General features: G+C 45.6%; 15 protein-coding genes. 11 read left to right on the forward strand and 4 right to left on the reverse strand.

Annotation, left to right across the window (positions count from 1 at the left end):
• From Q4A73_RS03405 to Q4A73_RS03440, 8 genes are all read left to right on the forward strand, one after another.
• Positions 1-223: winged helix-turn-helix domain-containing protein (locus Q4A73_RS03405; RefSeq protein WP_303206034.1), on the forward strand; the 223-nt coding region annotated here is incomplete at its 5' end.
• Positions 220-927, forward strand: a complete 708-nt coding sequence (gene pseF / locus Q4A73_RS03410; protein WP_303206035.1) for a pseudaminic acid cytidylyltransferase — start codon at positions 220-222, stop codon at positions 925-927. The genes Q4A73_RS03405 and pseF, both read left to right, overlap by 4 nt.
• Positions 909-1,604 carry a class I SAM-dependent methyltransferase gene (locus Q4A73_RS03415; RefSeq protein WP_303206036.1) on the forward strand — a complete coding sequence of 232 codons (696 nt, stop codon included), beginning with the start codon at positions 909-911 and terminating at the stop codon, positions 1,602-1,604. Before pseF ends, Q4A73_RS03415 begins: the two co-directional genes overlap by 19 nt.
• An 11-nt stretch (positions 1,605-1,615) precedes the next feature.
• Positions 1,616-2,290: a class I SAM-dependent methyltransferase gene (locus tag Q4A73_RS03420; protein ID WP_303206037.1), complete on the forward strand. Its 675-nt coding sequence runs from the start codon at positions 1,616-1,618 to the stop codon at positions 2,288-2,290.
• A complete protein-coding gene (locus Q4A73_RS03425; RefSeq protein WP_303206038.1) occupies positions 2,287-2,958 on the forward strand; it encodes a WbqC family protein in 672 nt (223 codons plus the stop codon). Before Q4A73_RS03420 ends, Q4A73_RS03425 begins: the two co-directional genes overlap by 4 nt.
• On the forward strand, positions 2,955-3,776 hold the full coding sequence (gene pseG / locus Q4A73_RS03430) for a UDP-2,4-diacetamido-2,4,6-trideoxy-beta-L-altropyranose hydrolase (protein WP_303206039.1): 822 nt from the start codon (positions 2,955-2,957) through the stop codon (positions 3,774-3,776). The genes Q4A73_RS03425 and pseG overlap by 4 nt, the downstream gene beginning before the upstream one ends.
• Positions 3,773-4,255, forward strand: coding sequence for a UDP-4-amino-4,6-dideoxy-N-acetyl-beta-L-altrosamine N-acetyltransferase (pseH, locus tag Q4A73_RS03435; RefSeq protein WP_303206040.1), 483 nt, complete (start codon positions 3,773-3,775; stop codon positions 4,253-4,255). The genes pseG and pseH overlap by 4 nt, the downstream gene beginning before the upstream one ends.
• Before the next feature lie 30 nt (positions 4,256-4,285).
• Entirely contained in the window at positions 4,286-4,903 is a 618-nt protein-coding gene (locus Q4A73_RS03440) for a formyltransferase family protein (RefSeq protein ID WP_303206041.1), read from the forward strand.
• Here Q4A73_RS03440 and Q4A73_RS03445 read toward each other — a convergent pair.
• Genes Q4A73_RS03445 through Q4A73_RS03455 form a run of 3 tightly spaced genes read right to left on the reverse strand, consistent with a single transcriptional unit; the run spans position 4,900 to position 7,336 of the window.
• Positions 4,900-5,592, reverse strand: a complete 693-nt coding sequence (locus tag Q4A73_RS03445) for a methyltransferase domain-containing protein (RefSeq protein WP_303206042.1) — start codon at positions 5,590-5,592, stop codon at positions 4,900-4,902. The two genes, Q4A73_RS03440 and Q4A73_RS03445, sit on opposite strands and share 4 nt — an antisense overlap.
• Positions 5,589-6,200 (reverse strand): pimeloyl-ACP methyl esterase BioG family protein, encoded by a 612-nt coding sequence (locus Q4A73_RS03450; protein ID WP_303206043.1) that lies wholly within the window; start codon positions 6,198-6,200, stop codon positions 5,589-5,591. Before Q4A73_RS03450 ends, Q4A73_RS03445 begins: the two co-directional genes overlap by 4 nt.
• Entirely contained in the window at positions 6,197-7,336 is a 1,140-nt protein-coding gene (locus tag Q4A73_RS03455; protein WP_303206044.1) for an aminotransferase class I/II-fold pyridoxal phosphate-dependent enzyme, read from the reverse strand. Before Q4A73_RS03455 ends, Q4A73_RS03450 begins: the two co-directional genes overlap by 4 nt.
• A gap of 91 nt (positions 7,337-7,427) precedes the next feature.
• Between Q4A73_RS03455 and Q4A73_RS03460 the strand changes: the two genes are divergently transcribed.
• The 3 genes from Q4A73_RS03460 (at position 7,428) to Q4A73_RS03470 (ending at position 11,935) form a co-directional block, all read left to right on the forward strand.
• Positions 7,428-8,465 carry a hypothetical protein gene (locus Q4A73_RS03460; RefSeq protein WP_303206045.1) on the forward strand — a complete coding sequence of 346 codons (1,038 nt, stop codon included), beginning with the start codon at positions 7,428-7,430 and terminating at the stop codon, positions 8,463-8,465.
• Between the two features lie 11 nt (positions 8,466-8,476).
• The gene (locus tag Q4A73_RS03465; RefSeq protein ID WP_303206046.1) at positions 8,477-9,745 is read left to right on the forward strand and encodes an adenosylmethionine--8-amino-7-oxononanoate transaminase; all 1,269 of its coding nucleotides are present in this window, start codon (positions 8,477-8,479) and stop codon (positions 9,743-9,745) included.
• A 420-nt stretch (positions 9,746-10,165) separates the two neighbouring features.
• Positions 10,166-11,935 (forward strand): DUF262 domain-containing protein, encoded by a 1,770-nt coding sequence (locus tag Q4A73_RS03470; RefSeq protein ID WP_303206047.1) that lies wholly within the window; start codon positions 10,166-10,168, stop codon positions 11,933-11,935.
• Between the two features lie 94 nt (positions 11,936-12,029).
• Here Q4A73_RS03470 and Q4A73_RS03475 read toward each other — a convergent pair whose 3' ends face one another.
• A complete protein-coding gene (locus tag Q4A73_RS03475) occupies positions 12,030-13,304 on the reverse strand; it encodes a (Fe-S)-binding protein (protein WP_303206048.1) in 1,275 nt (424 codons plus the stop codon).
• Position 13,305: the final 1 nt, after the last annotated feature.

The following is a 13,305-nucleotide window of genomic DNA, read 5'->3' on the forward strand; positions in this document are numbered from 1 at the left end:
CACCTACGCGGCCACGACCCTGTGCGAGCCCCAGCTTGGAAAGCGGGGACTTTACCCTAGCGCTATGCTTTACGCCCCGCCACAAATTGCAAATTTCCTAGCTTTTTGCGATGGGAAGAGGTCTGTCCTTGACATCGCGCAAATCATCAAAGTGCAAGGCTACGAACTGCAAGAAATCATTGCCCAACTTTTGCATTTCAAGCTCATCAAGGAGCTTTCGTGAGCGCCCTCTGTCTCATCCCCGCTCGCGGGGGCTCAAAGCGCATCCCGCGTAAAAATATCATCCCCTTTTGCGGCAAGCCCCTCATCGCGCATAGCATTGGGAACGCTCTAAATTCGGGCATTTTTGACGCGGTTGTCGTCTCAAGTGATGATGAGGAAATCATCGCTGTGGCTAGGACTTACGGCGCGACTGTGCCCTTCGTGCGTCCTCAAAATTTAAGCGATGACTTTGCCTCAAGCACGGAAGTGGTAAGGCACGCCATCACCACCCTAGCAGAAGCGGGGCAGCATTATGAGCTCGTCTGCTGCCTTTATGCGACCGCGCCCCTTGTGGATGCAGGGATTTTGCGGGAGGCCTTTGCGGAATTTAAGCGGGGCGGGGCGGAATTTCTCTTCAGTGCGGCAGAATTTAGCGCGCCCATCCAGAGGGCCTTTTATTTGGACGAGGAAAGGCGGGTGCGGATGTTTGATGAGGGTCAGTATTTTTCACGCTCGCAGGATTTAACGCCCGCTTTTTTTGACGCGGGGGCCTTTTATTTTGGTAAAAGCAGGGCGTGGATGGAGGGGGGGGTGATGTTTAGACCGCATGCAGCGGCCTTCGTGCTGGGGCGGAATTTGGTTTGCGATATTGACACGCCGCAGGATTTGGAGTGGGCGAAAATTTTGTATCAAAACAAGGAAGAACAATGCTTATTAAAAAAATAAGGGGCTTTAAATACCCCGATGTGGAGCTGGTGCGGTGGTTTTTCAAACATGAAATTCACAAGGTGAAAAGGAAAAAGGTTCTAGAATTTGGCACGCATAATGGCAACAATCTTAGCCTTTTTGCGGGCTATGGCTTCAGGTGCTGGGGGGTGGATTTGGAGGGGCAAAACATCCAAAACGCGCGGCATAATTTTTCTAAAATTTACCGCTTCAAGAGGGCGGAATTTGTGCGGGCAGACATGAGGGACTTTGCGGCGAATGCAAAGGGGATAAAGGCGGGGGTGTTTTTGCTGCCCAATGTGATCAATTACATCAGTAAGGAGGATTTTAAAGCCCTGCTTTCAAACGCTAGAGCAAATAAGCTTTACGCGTGGGGGAGAGAGAAGGGGGGGGGTGAGAAATTCAGCCACTTTTTTTGCAGGGCTAGAAGCGTGCGGGATCACAGGTATGGGCTGGGGCGGAGGCTAGAAAATGGGAGTTTTGAGCTTAGTTTGGATGAATTCAGCGGGGAGAAAAACCTGCTTTGCACGGCTTATGAGGAGTGGGAGCTTGTCGAGCTTTTGCGGGAGAATTTAAATTTGTTTGATTTTGAGCTGATTACGAGTGAAAATATCAATGTCAAAAATCAAGTTTTCATCAAGGATGCCGATATTATCATTTACGGCAAAATCAAATAAAGGAGCGAGGGATGTATTTGAGGGATTTGAAGGGGCTAAAATTCCCCGACAATGCGGTGATTAAATTTTTCTTTAAAAACGCCCTGCATACGCTGGGGGGGAGGGCTTTGGAGTTAGCCTGCTCAAACGGCAACAATCTGCAGCTTTTTGCAAATTATGACTATGAATGCTGGGGGGTGGATTTAGCCGCGCAAAACATCCAAAACGCGAATTTCAACTTCAAAGAAGTGCTTCGGGCGAAAGATTATCGCTTTTTTTGCGAGGATATTTTTGATTTTGCAAAAAGGCAGAATGGCATAGAGGCCGATGTTTTTCTCATCCCTAATGTGGTGAATTATTTCAGCCGTGAGGCCTTTTTGGAGCTTTTGCATCTTAGTCGTCAAAACGCTCTTTACAAAAAAAACGCCTTCTTTTTCCTCCGCACGAGGGGCATCAAGGACTACCGCTACGGCCTGGGCGAGAAGATCGCGCACAATAGCTTTCGCATCCCTCAGGATGAAAACACCACAGGCGAGGCAGGCTGCATCAACACGCTCTACCAAGAACACGAGCTCGTGGAGTATCTTAAAGAGCGTTTGAATTTACACGATTTTAAGGTCTTAAGCTATGAAAGCACGAACATTATGGGCGATGATGACAGGCTGGTTTATGATAGCGACATAGTCATTTACGGGCGTATCGCGTGAAAATCGCCATCATGCAGCCCACCTTTTTGCCTTGGCTGGGCTATTTTAGGATGATTGCGAGTGTGGATGCCTTCGTTTTTTTAGACAGTGTGCAGTTTGAGCGGCGATCTTGGCAGAGCAGGAACCGCATTAAACTGCAGGATAAAATTCACTTTTTATCGCTTTCGTGTCAAAAAGCGCCGCAAAAAACCCCCCTCACGCAAATCAAACTGAGCCCTGAGACAAAGTGGCGCACCAAGCTACTCAAAACCCTCCACCACGGCTACGCAAAGGCTAGGAATTTCAAAAAATACCACGCCTTGATCGAGCGCGAGCTTCACCGCCACGATCATCTCGTCGCGCTTAATCTTAGCTTGATTGGGGCTTTTTGTGAGGACTTGGGCATCAAGACGCCGCTTTTTAGAAGCTCTGAGCTTGACATCGCTGGGGCCAAGAGAGAGAATTTACTTTTGGAGCTTTGCTTGCATTTTGGGGCCGATTCTTATCTTAGCCCAGAGGGGAGTAAAAACTACCTCGACACGCCTTATTCTAAGGATTTGTTCGCAAAAAATTCCATCGAAATTTGCTATTTTGACTTTGAGCATCCCTCTTACCATCAGCAGGGCTCAGGCTTCATCCCCTACCTGAGCGCGGTGGACTACCTACTAAACGGCGGGACGGGGCTATGAGGGTGCTTTTTCGCGCGGACAGCTCGAGCAAGATAGGCTACGGGCATATCAAAAGGGATCTGGTTTTGGCCAAGCATTACGATGAGGTGAGCTTTGCTTGCTTGGAGCTTGAGGGGAATTTGATTGAGAGCATTCCTTATGAGGTTTTCATCCTAGAAAATGAGAGCATTTTTGAGCTCATCAACCTCATCAAAGCGGAGGGCTTTGATCTACTCATCATCGATCATTACGGCATCAGCGCCGATGATGAAAAGCTCATCAAATTTGAAACGGGCGTGAAAATTTTAAGCTTTGACGATGAGATCAGGGCGCATCACTGCGATATTTTGCTCAATGTCAATGCCTACGCTAAGGCTAAGGACTATGAGGGCTTGGTGCCAAAGCACTGCGAGCTAAGATGCGGCTTTTCTTACGCCCTGATACGGGAGGAATTTTACGCCGAAGTGGGGAAGAAGCGGGCGAAAATTTGGGATTTTTTCATCTGCATGGGCGGGGTGGATCCTAAAAATCTCTCCGCGAAAATCGCCTCCGAGCTTCCCATGGATAAAAAAATCGCCATCGCCACAAGCAGCTCAAACGCCCACCTTAGAGGGCTTAGACGCTTTGTAAAGGCGCATGAGAATGTGGAGCTTTTTGTGGATTGTGAAAATTTAGCCAAGATGATGAAGCAAAGTCGCAAGCTCATCATCTCCGCCTCCAGCCTCGTCAATGAGGCCCTGCTTTTGAAGGTGAATTTCAAGGCCGTTTGTTATGCGAAAAATCAAAAAAAACTCGCCCTGTGGCTCGCACAAAAGGGCTATGAGGTGGAAAAGCGATGATCAGACTAAAAAATTTCACCCAGCTTAGCCTCGCTGAAATTTACCTCGTCCTCGCCTGGCGCAATGACGCCAAAATCGCCCCCCTCATGCGGACGCAAAACATCCCCCTCAAAAGGCATTTGGAATTTCTCAAAGAGCTGCGCCAAGATGAAAGCAGGAGGTATTTTTTGGTCTATGAGGAGGAAATTAGAGGGGAGGAAATTCTGGGTGTGATTGACTTTGTGGGCATCGGTGCGCACTCTTGCGAATTTGGCCTGTATCAAAACCCGCATTTGAGGGGGAAGGGAGCGATCTTGATGCGGGAGGTGAAGCGCTATGCCTTTGAAATTCTGGGCGTGAAGGAGCTTAGGGCTCGGGTTTTAAAACGCAACGAAAAAGCCCTCAAACTCTACCTTCAAAACGGCTTTGAGCCTCAAAAAGAAGGGGGGAATTTTCTTTTTGTAAGCCTCAAAAATGGGGGGGGGGGGGGGGGGGGGTGAACTCCCGCATTTTTGGGCGGGGGCAGCCTGATGAAAATCGCGATCCTAACAAGCCCGGGGCAGTGGTTTGTCCCCCACGCGCAAAAACTCGCCCAAAAGCTTAAGGCTAGGCTTTTTTACTCTCACACTGAAATTTCGGGCTTTGAGGTCGTTTTCATCCTCTCTTATCATCGTTTGATCGGTGGAGAATTTTTAGCCCAAAACAAGCACAATATCGTCATCCACGCCTCCGCCCTGCCGCAGGGCAAGGGCTGGTCGCCCCTTTTTCATCAGGTGCTTGAAGGCAAAAATTCCATCCCCTTTAGCCTTTTTGAAGCCAACGAAAAGGCCGATGCGGGGGCGATTTATCTGCAAAAAAGCCTGAATTTAACGGGGCTTGAGCTTTATGAGGAGCTGCGTGAAAAACAGGCGGCGTTTTGCCTTGAGCTGTGCGAGGAATTCTTAAGACTCTATCCCGCCCTCACCCCTCAAGAACAAAGCGGCGAGGAGAGTTTCTACCCAAGGCGAGATCCTGAGTGCAGTGAGCTAAACCCTGATAAAAGCCTGAACGAGCAATTTAATCTTTTGCGCATCTGCTCCAACGATGAATTCCCCGCCTTTTTCTACAAAAATGGCAAAAAATTCTTGGTGAAAATTTATGGGGCCTAGAGATTTTTTGATTTTTGACACAAAATCAGCACGATGTGGTGGGTGAGGCGGTTTTGAAAGCGGCGCTCAAATTCCCTTAAAAAAGCCTTAGTGAGAGGATAAAAGCCCAAAGAATTCACCCCGCTAAGCTTCAAATACCTGAAAAGCTCCAGCGCACTCTCAAAGCGGAGAGGGATTTTTTGCTCTTCTAGATGCAGGATTTCAAAATGCTTTTCAAGCTTGTTTTTAAGGGCTTGAAAGCTTAGATAATCAAGCCCAAAGCCCGTGCTTTGCCGAATCTCCTTAAAATTATCCTCCAAAAAGCTAGAAAGCAGCAAAAGTCCATTTTGAGCCAGCATCTTAGCAAGGGGCGGGAAAATCGCATCGCTACTTAGCCATTGCAAACTCGCATTGGAGGCGATGAGGTCAAATTTTTGGCGGCTTAGGGGGTGCGTGGCGATGGCGTTCATGTCAAAAATTTGCACATCCAAATCCTCGCCGTAATCTAAAATATCGTTTTTCACATAGCTTTTAAAGCGGATGATTTTTTGAAGCTTTTGTGTGAATTCACCCTGACCACAGCCGAATTCAAAAACCCTCTCAAACTCCTCTCTCCCAGTGTTTTGCAAGCTTTTACAAAGCCAATTCCCCATCAAATTTTGCACGAGGGCAGCCCGGGAGTAGCTTTGTTTTGCTTTTAAAAAATTCACAATTCTTCCCAAAAATCAAAGGCAAAAAAGGCAAAATGCGGCTCGTTCAAAAAAATGGGCGCTCCAAAAGACTTTTTGATGGCCTTTGTCGGGAAAATTTCATCATGCGCACTCGCATAGACCCTGTCCCACTCGAAGGCTAAATGGCGCTCTTTTTGACAAAAATCAAGCAAATTTCCAAGCTCTTTTTTAAGCCCTGCTTCGTCTTTGAACTCAAAATCCTGCGCCAGTTTTTCCCGCTCTGCAAGTAGGGATTTTTTGAAGGCCTTGAGCGAAAAATTCTCAAGATTTTTACGAAAAATCCCCGGATGAATCCCCAAGTTCCTATCGATGGGCTGGTTGGTGCCGTTGAGGGCGATTTTTGCGCCAAGTGGGAGGCTTCGCATCATCTTGCTCGCTACGCAAACGCCCATAGAAAAGGCTATGAGCGTGATGTTTTCAAAGGCCTTAAAATCAAATTCCAAAGAAAAATCCTCGTAATCAAAAAACAAAAGCACATTTTTTTGACTTTTTAGGTGCGAAAAATGGCTAGGATGACTCGCAAAGCCCCCAAAAACCACAATCAAATCCCCAGAATCGGCATTTTGATGCAAAAAAATCTTTTTCATAGCAGCGCTAAAATCCCCTCCAAATCGCTCATTTCAAGCCCGCTATGCAGAGAAAAGCGGATGCGCGCGCCGTTTTGTGGCACGGTGGGGGATCGGATGGCGGGGGCGAAGAAGCCGCTTTTTTCAAGCCCTGCGGCAAATTCTAGGGCCCTTTGATTGTCCCCTAAAATCAAAGACAGGATATAGGCCTCGCCCAAAACCAGCCCTCCCCTAGCCTCAAGCGCCTTTTTAAAGGCGCTAGCCAGTGCCAAAAGCCGTTTTCTTTCCCCCTCAAATTCACGCATTTTTTTGAAGACAAACAGGCTCCAGGCTACATTAATGGGCGGCAGGGCGGTGGAGTAAATCAGGCCGCGGGCTGTGTTGATGAAAAAGTCCCGCATCCCCCCTGCGGCCACCATGCAAGCGCCCACAGAGGCCAAAGCCTTGCCAAAGGTCAAAACCAAAAAATCCACCCCCGCCGCTAGCCCCAGCTCCGCCGCCCAGCCAAGCCCCCCGCCAAAACAGCCCACACTATGCGCCTCATCAAGATAAAGATAAACCCCGCCAAAGCGCTTTTTGAGAGCGATGAGGTCCCTAAGCCTCGCAAAATCGCCCTCCATGCTAAAAAGTGCTTCGCTGATGATGATGAAATTTTTGTAATTTTTGTGATGCTTTTCGAGCAAAAGCTCTAAATTTCGCACATCATTGTGCCTAAAGCGAAAAAATTTTGCCCCGCTAAGCCTGAGCCCATCAATGATGCTAGCGTGCGCGAATTTATCGCACAAAAAAAGCGTTTCTGGGAGGGTGGCAAGGGCGGCGATGCAGGAGAGATTGCAGTGGTAGCCGCTGTTAAAATGCAAAACTTCCCTGCCCCCAAAAAGTGCGCCAAGATAGCCCTCAAACGCCTCATAAATGGCAAAATTCCCACTCAGGCTCCGGGAGCTGGAGGCTGAAAAGGGCGGAATTTTCCCCTCAAATTGGCTGAGAAATTGCACGCGTAAATCCTCTCGCTGGGCAAGATTGAGATAGTCGTTGCTGGCAAGATTGAGGAGCTTTTTGCCTTCTTTGAGGACAAAATTTCCCTCGTGGCGCAGTTGGGGGAGGGTGCGACGATTGAAACGCGCGCTCAGATCGTGTAAGAGGGTTTGAATTCGCACTTTTTGCCTTTTTTGAGCGCATTGTAGCGGAATTTGGCGCATTTACTTTTCATTGCCCTGCGCGGACGATTTGCATCGAAAAGGAGCCAAGATGAAAGATTTTGACCTTGACGATGAAAAAGCAGTCTTTGCCGCCCTAAACAGGCTCATCAATGGCATGAGTTGCGAGATTCGCCCCAAGCCTCAGCAAGTGCCCCAAGATGGGCTCATCTACGCTAGCAATGGGCAGGCGATCAACGCCTTCACAGAGCAGAGCAGGAGGCGAATTTCCTTTGAGGGTAGAATTTTGCACGGGGGCATTTTGCAGGAGGATGGGAGCTATCTTAGCGATGATGGGGAGTTCATTTACACGCTGGATACGAGCAGGGTGAGCATTTTGAGCGTGAGATCGGTGTGCGAAAAAAATGCCTTTCAAATTGTGAATTTTTCCAAGCAGGATCTTGATTTTGGCCTGCATTTGTGCGAAAAGCCCTACAAAGAGCTAGGCTTCATCCACTGCAACACCCTAAGCATCAAGCCCTATTTTAAGGCCTTGCAGGAGATAGCGCCCTTCATAGCTAGGCGCATTTTTAAGGGACCTGAGTTTTTCACCAAGGCCATCATCAATGACTTCAAAAGCAAAAGTGGCGATATTTTGGGCGCTTTTTACGAGGCGCAATCCTTCACCAAGGCCATCCAAGCCCTCCCGCAAAATCCGCAAATGCTCTATCTGCTCAACAAAGCGATGATTGAGACGATGCGCCATTTCACCAAGCACAACGGCCTAGCCAAGGAGCTTTACATCTTTGCTACCAATCCCACTCCGCCCGATGCGTTTCGTGCCGAGGCTATGCTTAAAATGATGAAAAATTTAAACGCCAACATCATCCAAGGAAGACCCGAGCTAGCCATCAATCAGGTCGTGTGCCACTGCTTTGCCTTGGGTGAGGATGTGGAATTTTTGCAAAATTTAAGCAGAGACAGCGGCGGGAAATACCACCGCACCGATACGCCCCTAGCCTTTAAAAGAGCGCTTTTATCGCAGCTTGATGGGGGTAGGATGCCAGATGCTAGTGAGTTGGGAAAGGATGCGGAAATAGAAATCATCACCCCGCATAAAATGCCAGATGATGACCCGCCGCAAATTTAAAAGGGAACGAGATGCGTGATTTGATAGAGCGTGATTTGCGGCACATTTGGCATCCTTGCACGCAGATGCGCGAATGCGAAAAGCTCCCACCCATACCCATCAAGGAGGCTAGGGGGGTGTGGCTTTATGATTTTGAGGGTAGGGCTTATATGGACTGTGTGAGCTCGTGGTGGGTGAATCTTTTTGGGCATTGTAACGCGCAAATTTCAGCCGCGATAAAAAGGCAGCTTGATAGCTTGGAGCATGTGATGATGGCGGGCTTTTCGCACGAGCCTATCATCAGGCTTTCAGAGCGACTTTGTGCGCTTGCTGGCTTTGAGAAATGCTTTTATGCGGATAATGGCTCAAGTGCGGTGGAGGTGGCCTTAAAGCTTAGTTTTCACTACCATCTGCACAAGGGTAAGCAAAGGGGTAAATTTTTGTGCCTAGAAAATTCCTATCACGGCGAGACCTTGGGGGCACTGAGTGTCGGCGGGGTGGGACTTTACAGGGATGCTTACAAGCCCTTGCTTTTGGAGGTTTTAAGCACGAGCGTGCCTCGGGGTGAGGATTATAGCCGGGAGCTGGAGGCTTTAAAAATTCTTTTACAAAGGCACGGCGAGGAGCTTTGCGCCTTTATTTTAGAGCCCCTGGTGCAGTGTGCGGGGAATATGCACATGTATGCGGCGGGCTTTATCGATGCGGCGGTGCGGCTTTGCCGTGAGGCGGGAGTTTTGGTTATCTTTGATGAAATCGCCACGGGCTTTGGACGCACGGGGAGCTTGTTTGCGATGGAGCAGTGTGAGGAGAAGCCTGACTTGCTTTGCCTCTCTAAGGGCATTACGGGGGGCTTTTTGCCGCTTTCTGTGGTGCTTTTAGGGGATGAAATTTACAAGGCCTTTTATGGGGAGTATGAAAAGGCCTTTTTACACTCACATAGCTACACGGGCAATGCCCTAGCCTGCGCGGCGGCTGGGGCGGTTTTGGATATTTTTGAAAAGGAGGGCGTGGTGGAGAAAAATAAAAAACTCAGCGCCTTCATCGCACAGGAATTTGAAAAGCTTAGGGACTTTGATTTTTTGGGGAATTTTAGGCAGCGGGGGATGATTTATGCCTTTGATATTTTGACTGAAAAAAAACGATCGGGGCTTTGGATTTACGAGCGGGGGCTGCAGAAGAAGCTTTTGCTGAGACCCTTGGGGAATACGATTTATTTTATGCCCCCTTATGTGATTACAAAGGAGGAAATTTCCTATGTGGCGCGAATTTTGAGGGAGCTTTTTGAGGAATTTGAGCCTTGATGGGGTAAAATGCTTTGTGTGATTGGGTGGATTTTAGTTTTCATGAAAACGATGCGTTTTGTCCTGTGAAGATTGAGCTTGGCGCGATGAAAGCGACCGATAATCTAGGCCGTAAGCTTGGAATTTTTCATTGAGAAATCTTTGCGTGTTTGTATTTTAAGAATGCCTTTATGAATTTTGATGTGAAAATTTGGGGCAAATTTTTACCCTGCCGCATTTTGTGAAGCCTGAGGGATGGAAAGATTTGCAAAAGTCAAACAAACTGCATAATGTGGCGCTTTGCAAAAGGAAATTTCACGCGCAAAACAATGGGACAATGTAGAATTTATCAGCCCTTGCAAAATTTGTTTTTTTTTTTTTACAATCAATGATGAGCTTGAGTGGAACTTGAGCTTTAAATTTTATTTCTAAGGAGTAGTAATGGCAGGATTTCAATCACCCATCACAATCAATCAAGCAATGCAAAAAATACGCGAAAATCAGTATTTATTACCAGCATTTCAAAGAGAGTATGAGTGGTATCCAGAGCAAATAGAGGAATTGTTTGATTCTCTTATGAGAGATTATCCGATTAGCTCGATGTTGTTTTGGCGTGTTAAAGATGAAAGCAAGACAGCGTGGAAATTTTATAGATTTTTGGAGTATTATAGAAGGTGGTATCATACACACAATGATTACTTTAACACTTCAAATCATAAAGATTTTGATGCTGTGCTTGATGGACAACAAAGGCTTACTTCATTATATCTTGCTTTATTTGGAAATTATGATATTCATAAGAACTATAATAGATGGGAAGATGATGATAGATATTTTAAGATCTGTGATTTTTATTTCAATCTCACTCAAAGTGAAAAGCCAAAAAACGAAAATGTAGAATATGAGTTTTTATGGCTTGATAGAAAGATTACAAAACAAAAAGGTATTCATATTGATAAACAGGGGCAAAAATGGTTTAAATGCAAAGAAATTTATAAGCACGATACAAGCAGAGTGAGAAAAATAGCAAAAGAATTTGAGTTAGATGAGAATGAAGAGGAAAGACTAGAATTATTTCATCAGAAAATATTCGATAAAGCTTTAATTAATTATTATTTAGAAGAAGAGCAAAATCCAGATAAGGCGGTAAATATTTTTATACGCATTAATTCGGGTGGAACCTCTCTTGATTATTCTGATATTTTATTTAGTATCGCTATTGCGAATTGGAATAAGATTGATGCTAGGACAGAAATCAATAATCTTGTGGATAGAATCAATGAAAATTTCAGCATTTCAAAAGATTTGGTGTTAAAAGGATTTTTATATCTCTTTCATAATTCTATTAAATTTCAAATTAATAGTTTTGATAAAAACTTTATTCAAGATATTGAGGAGAAATGGGAAACTATTCAAAATGCCTTTATTGAAACTTTTAGGCTACTTAGAAGTTTTGGTTTTGATGCAAAAACACTCTCATCAAACAATGCCATTTTGCCTATTTTGTATTTTATTTATCATAAAGATTTAACTCATAGTATTGTGGATTCTGCAAAACAAAAAGAAAATAGACACCTTGTTAAAAAATGGCTACTTCGAGCCACGATATTTAAATTATTTGGGGGAAGTGGTGATACTATATTGGCAAATACTCGCAAAGCTTTTATTAAAGATTTGAAGCAAAATGATGTCTTTTTTGATAGGGAAATAGAATATTTTCCTTGGCAAGAAATTGAAAAAGAAACAAAATATACTCACAATTTAGATAGGGAATATTTGCAAGATAATATAATGTCATATCAAAAAAATGATTCTGAAGCTTTTGCTATATTGTCTTTACTTTATCCAAATTTAGATTATAAAAACAATAACTTTCATAAAGACCATTTGCATCCAGAATCTGCATATAAAGAATATGAAAAAATAGCTAAAAAACGAGCAGAAAAAGAACCAGATTATCAGTTGAAAGATTTTAAATATTATAATTCATTGGTAAATTTACAAATGCTTGATGCTAATGAAAATATGGCAAAGCAAGCTAAAAATTTAGAGCAGTGGGTAGATGAAAATTGTGGAAACGATAGAAAGGGTTTTTTAAATAAACATTTAATTCCAGATGTGGATTTATCACTTGAAAATTTTGATAAATTTGCAGAAGAAAGGGAGAAATTGCTATTAGATAGACTTATTGAAGTTTTGATGTATAAATAGTGCGGCCCTTACTAAAATAGTAATTAAAGCGATATGATGGGCGCTTTTTTCATAAAGATGCCCAACGCGACCTTTTGGATGTGGGGACTTAGGGCTACTGCTTCAAAGCTCTAGCGATGAGTTCTAGCGGATGCTTGAAAATAGCCCGGCTTTGATTTTGCTCAAGCGCGTTTGAAATTTGCAGTCTACAAGCCGAGCACTCCGCACTCACAAGCTCCGCCCCGCTTTCATCGATCATCTCCGCCTTTTTAAGCCCCACACTCAAAGCCTTATCGTAATAATCACTCTGCATACTCACCCCCCCAAAACCACAGCAGGCGTTGGGGTTGCGCATCTCTTTAAGCGTGAAATTTGCGCCCAAAAGCTCACGCGGCTCCCTGAAAACCCCTTGCATTTTTCGGGCGTGGCAGGGGTCGTGGTAGGTGAGGCTTAAATTTTGCTTTTTTCGCGCCCTCAAAAGCTCCAAAAGCTCCTTTTGCTCGTGAAAATACGCCGTGGCGAGCTTGATTTTAGGAGCGATTTTTTTCGCTCTAGCGGCCAAATCAGGCCTTTTTATCATCATAAAAAAATGCTCCAAATCCACGCCCAGCATGGCCGAACAAGTCGCCTCAGGCACGATGACGCACTCTAAATTTAAAAGCTTTTCCTCAAAATAGGCCAAATTCTTCACCGCCAAGGCCTCCACGCTTTTAAAATCCCCCGTGAAAAAATGTGGCGCCGCGCAGCAAACCTGCCCCCTCATCAAGTCGACATTGATTTTAAGGGCTTTTGCGATGTCCAAAACCGCCCCAGCCGTGTCGGTGTAGAAGTAGTTTGAGAGGCAGCCTACGAAGAGTCCCACGCTTTTTTCGCCGCCATTATCCACAAAAGAAGCGTGGGAATTTAAAAAGCTTTTTTGCGAAAAGCTCGTGATGAGGCGACCTTTTTTGACGAGAGGGAGACTGAATTTAGCCCGCATGCCAGCATTTTGCCCCGAGCCCCTTTGCACGCTAAAGGCACAGCTTTGAAAGACAAAGCCCAGCCTTGCCGCCCAGTCCAAGGCCCGCCTGTGCCTTAAAAAAAACAAAAGGATTTTTTTATACCACGCGATGCCAAATTTTTTCGCTATATCGTAGCGAACCTCCTCGATGGCATTATCCACGCGCAAATTCGCGGGGCAGACCTCGACGCAGTTGGTGCATAAAAAGCAGGACTCAAAAACCCTCTTCGCGTCCTTATCCAGCTCTAAATTTCCCTCTTTGTAGGCGGCGATGAGGTCCAAAAAGCCCCGCGGGGAGGTGCTTTCGTCGGGGTTGATTTCGTGTATGGTGCAGCTTGGGATGCATTTGCCACATTTCACGCAAGAGTCGGTGATCTGCCCTAAATTCATC

It is taken from the genome of Campylobacter sp. (assembly GCF_030528245.1).
Taxonomy (GTDB): Bacteria; Campylobacterota; Campylobacteria; order Campylobacterales; family Campylobacteraceae; genus Campylobacter_D.

Bases quoted from the DNA above. Each gene is read 5' to 3' on its own strand.
- Q4A73_RS03465 (WP_303206046.1), top strand. From the start codon at position 8,477: ATGCGTGATTTGATAGAGCGTGATTTGCGGCACATTTGGCATCCTTGC.
- Q4A73_RS03420 (WP_303206037.1), top strand. From the start codon at position 1,616: ATGTATTTGAGGGATTTGAAGGGGCTAAAATTCCCCGACAATGCGGTG.
- Q4A73_RS03475 (WP_303206048.1), bottom strand. From the start codon at position 13,304: ATGAATTTAGGGCAGATCACCGACTCTTGCGTGAAATGTGGCAAATGC.
- Q4A73_RS03470 (WP_303206047.1), top strand. From the start codon at position 10,166: ATGGCAGGATTTCAATCACCCATCACAATCAATCAAGCAATGCAAAAA.
- pseG (WP_303206039.1), top strand. From the start codon at position 2,955: ATGAGGGTGCTTTTTCGCGCGGACAGCTCGAGCAAGATAGGCTACGGG.
- Q4A73_RS03415 (WP_303206036.1), top strand. From the start codon at position 909: ATGCTTATTAAAAAAATAAGGGGCTTTAAATACCCCGATGTGGAGCTG.
- Q4A73_RS03440 (WP_303206041.1), top strand. From the start codon at position 4,286: ATGAAAATCGCGATCCTAACAAGCCCGGGGCAGTGGTTTGTCCCCCAC.
- Q4A73_RS03450 (WP_303206043.1), bottom strand. From the start codon at position 6,200: ATGAAAAAGATTTTTTTGCATCAAAATGCCGATTCTGGGGATTTGATT.
- Q4A73_RS03460 (WP_303206045.1), top strand. From the start codon at position 7,428: ATGAAAGATTTTGACCTTGACGATGAAAAAGCAGTCTTTGCCGCCCTA.
- pseH (WP_303206040.1), top strand. From the start codon at position 3,773: ATGATCAGACTAAAAAATTTCACCCAGCTTAGCCTCGCTGAAATTTAC.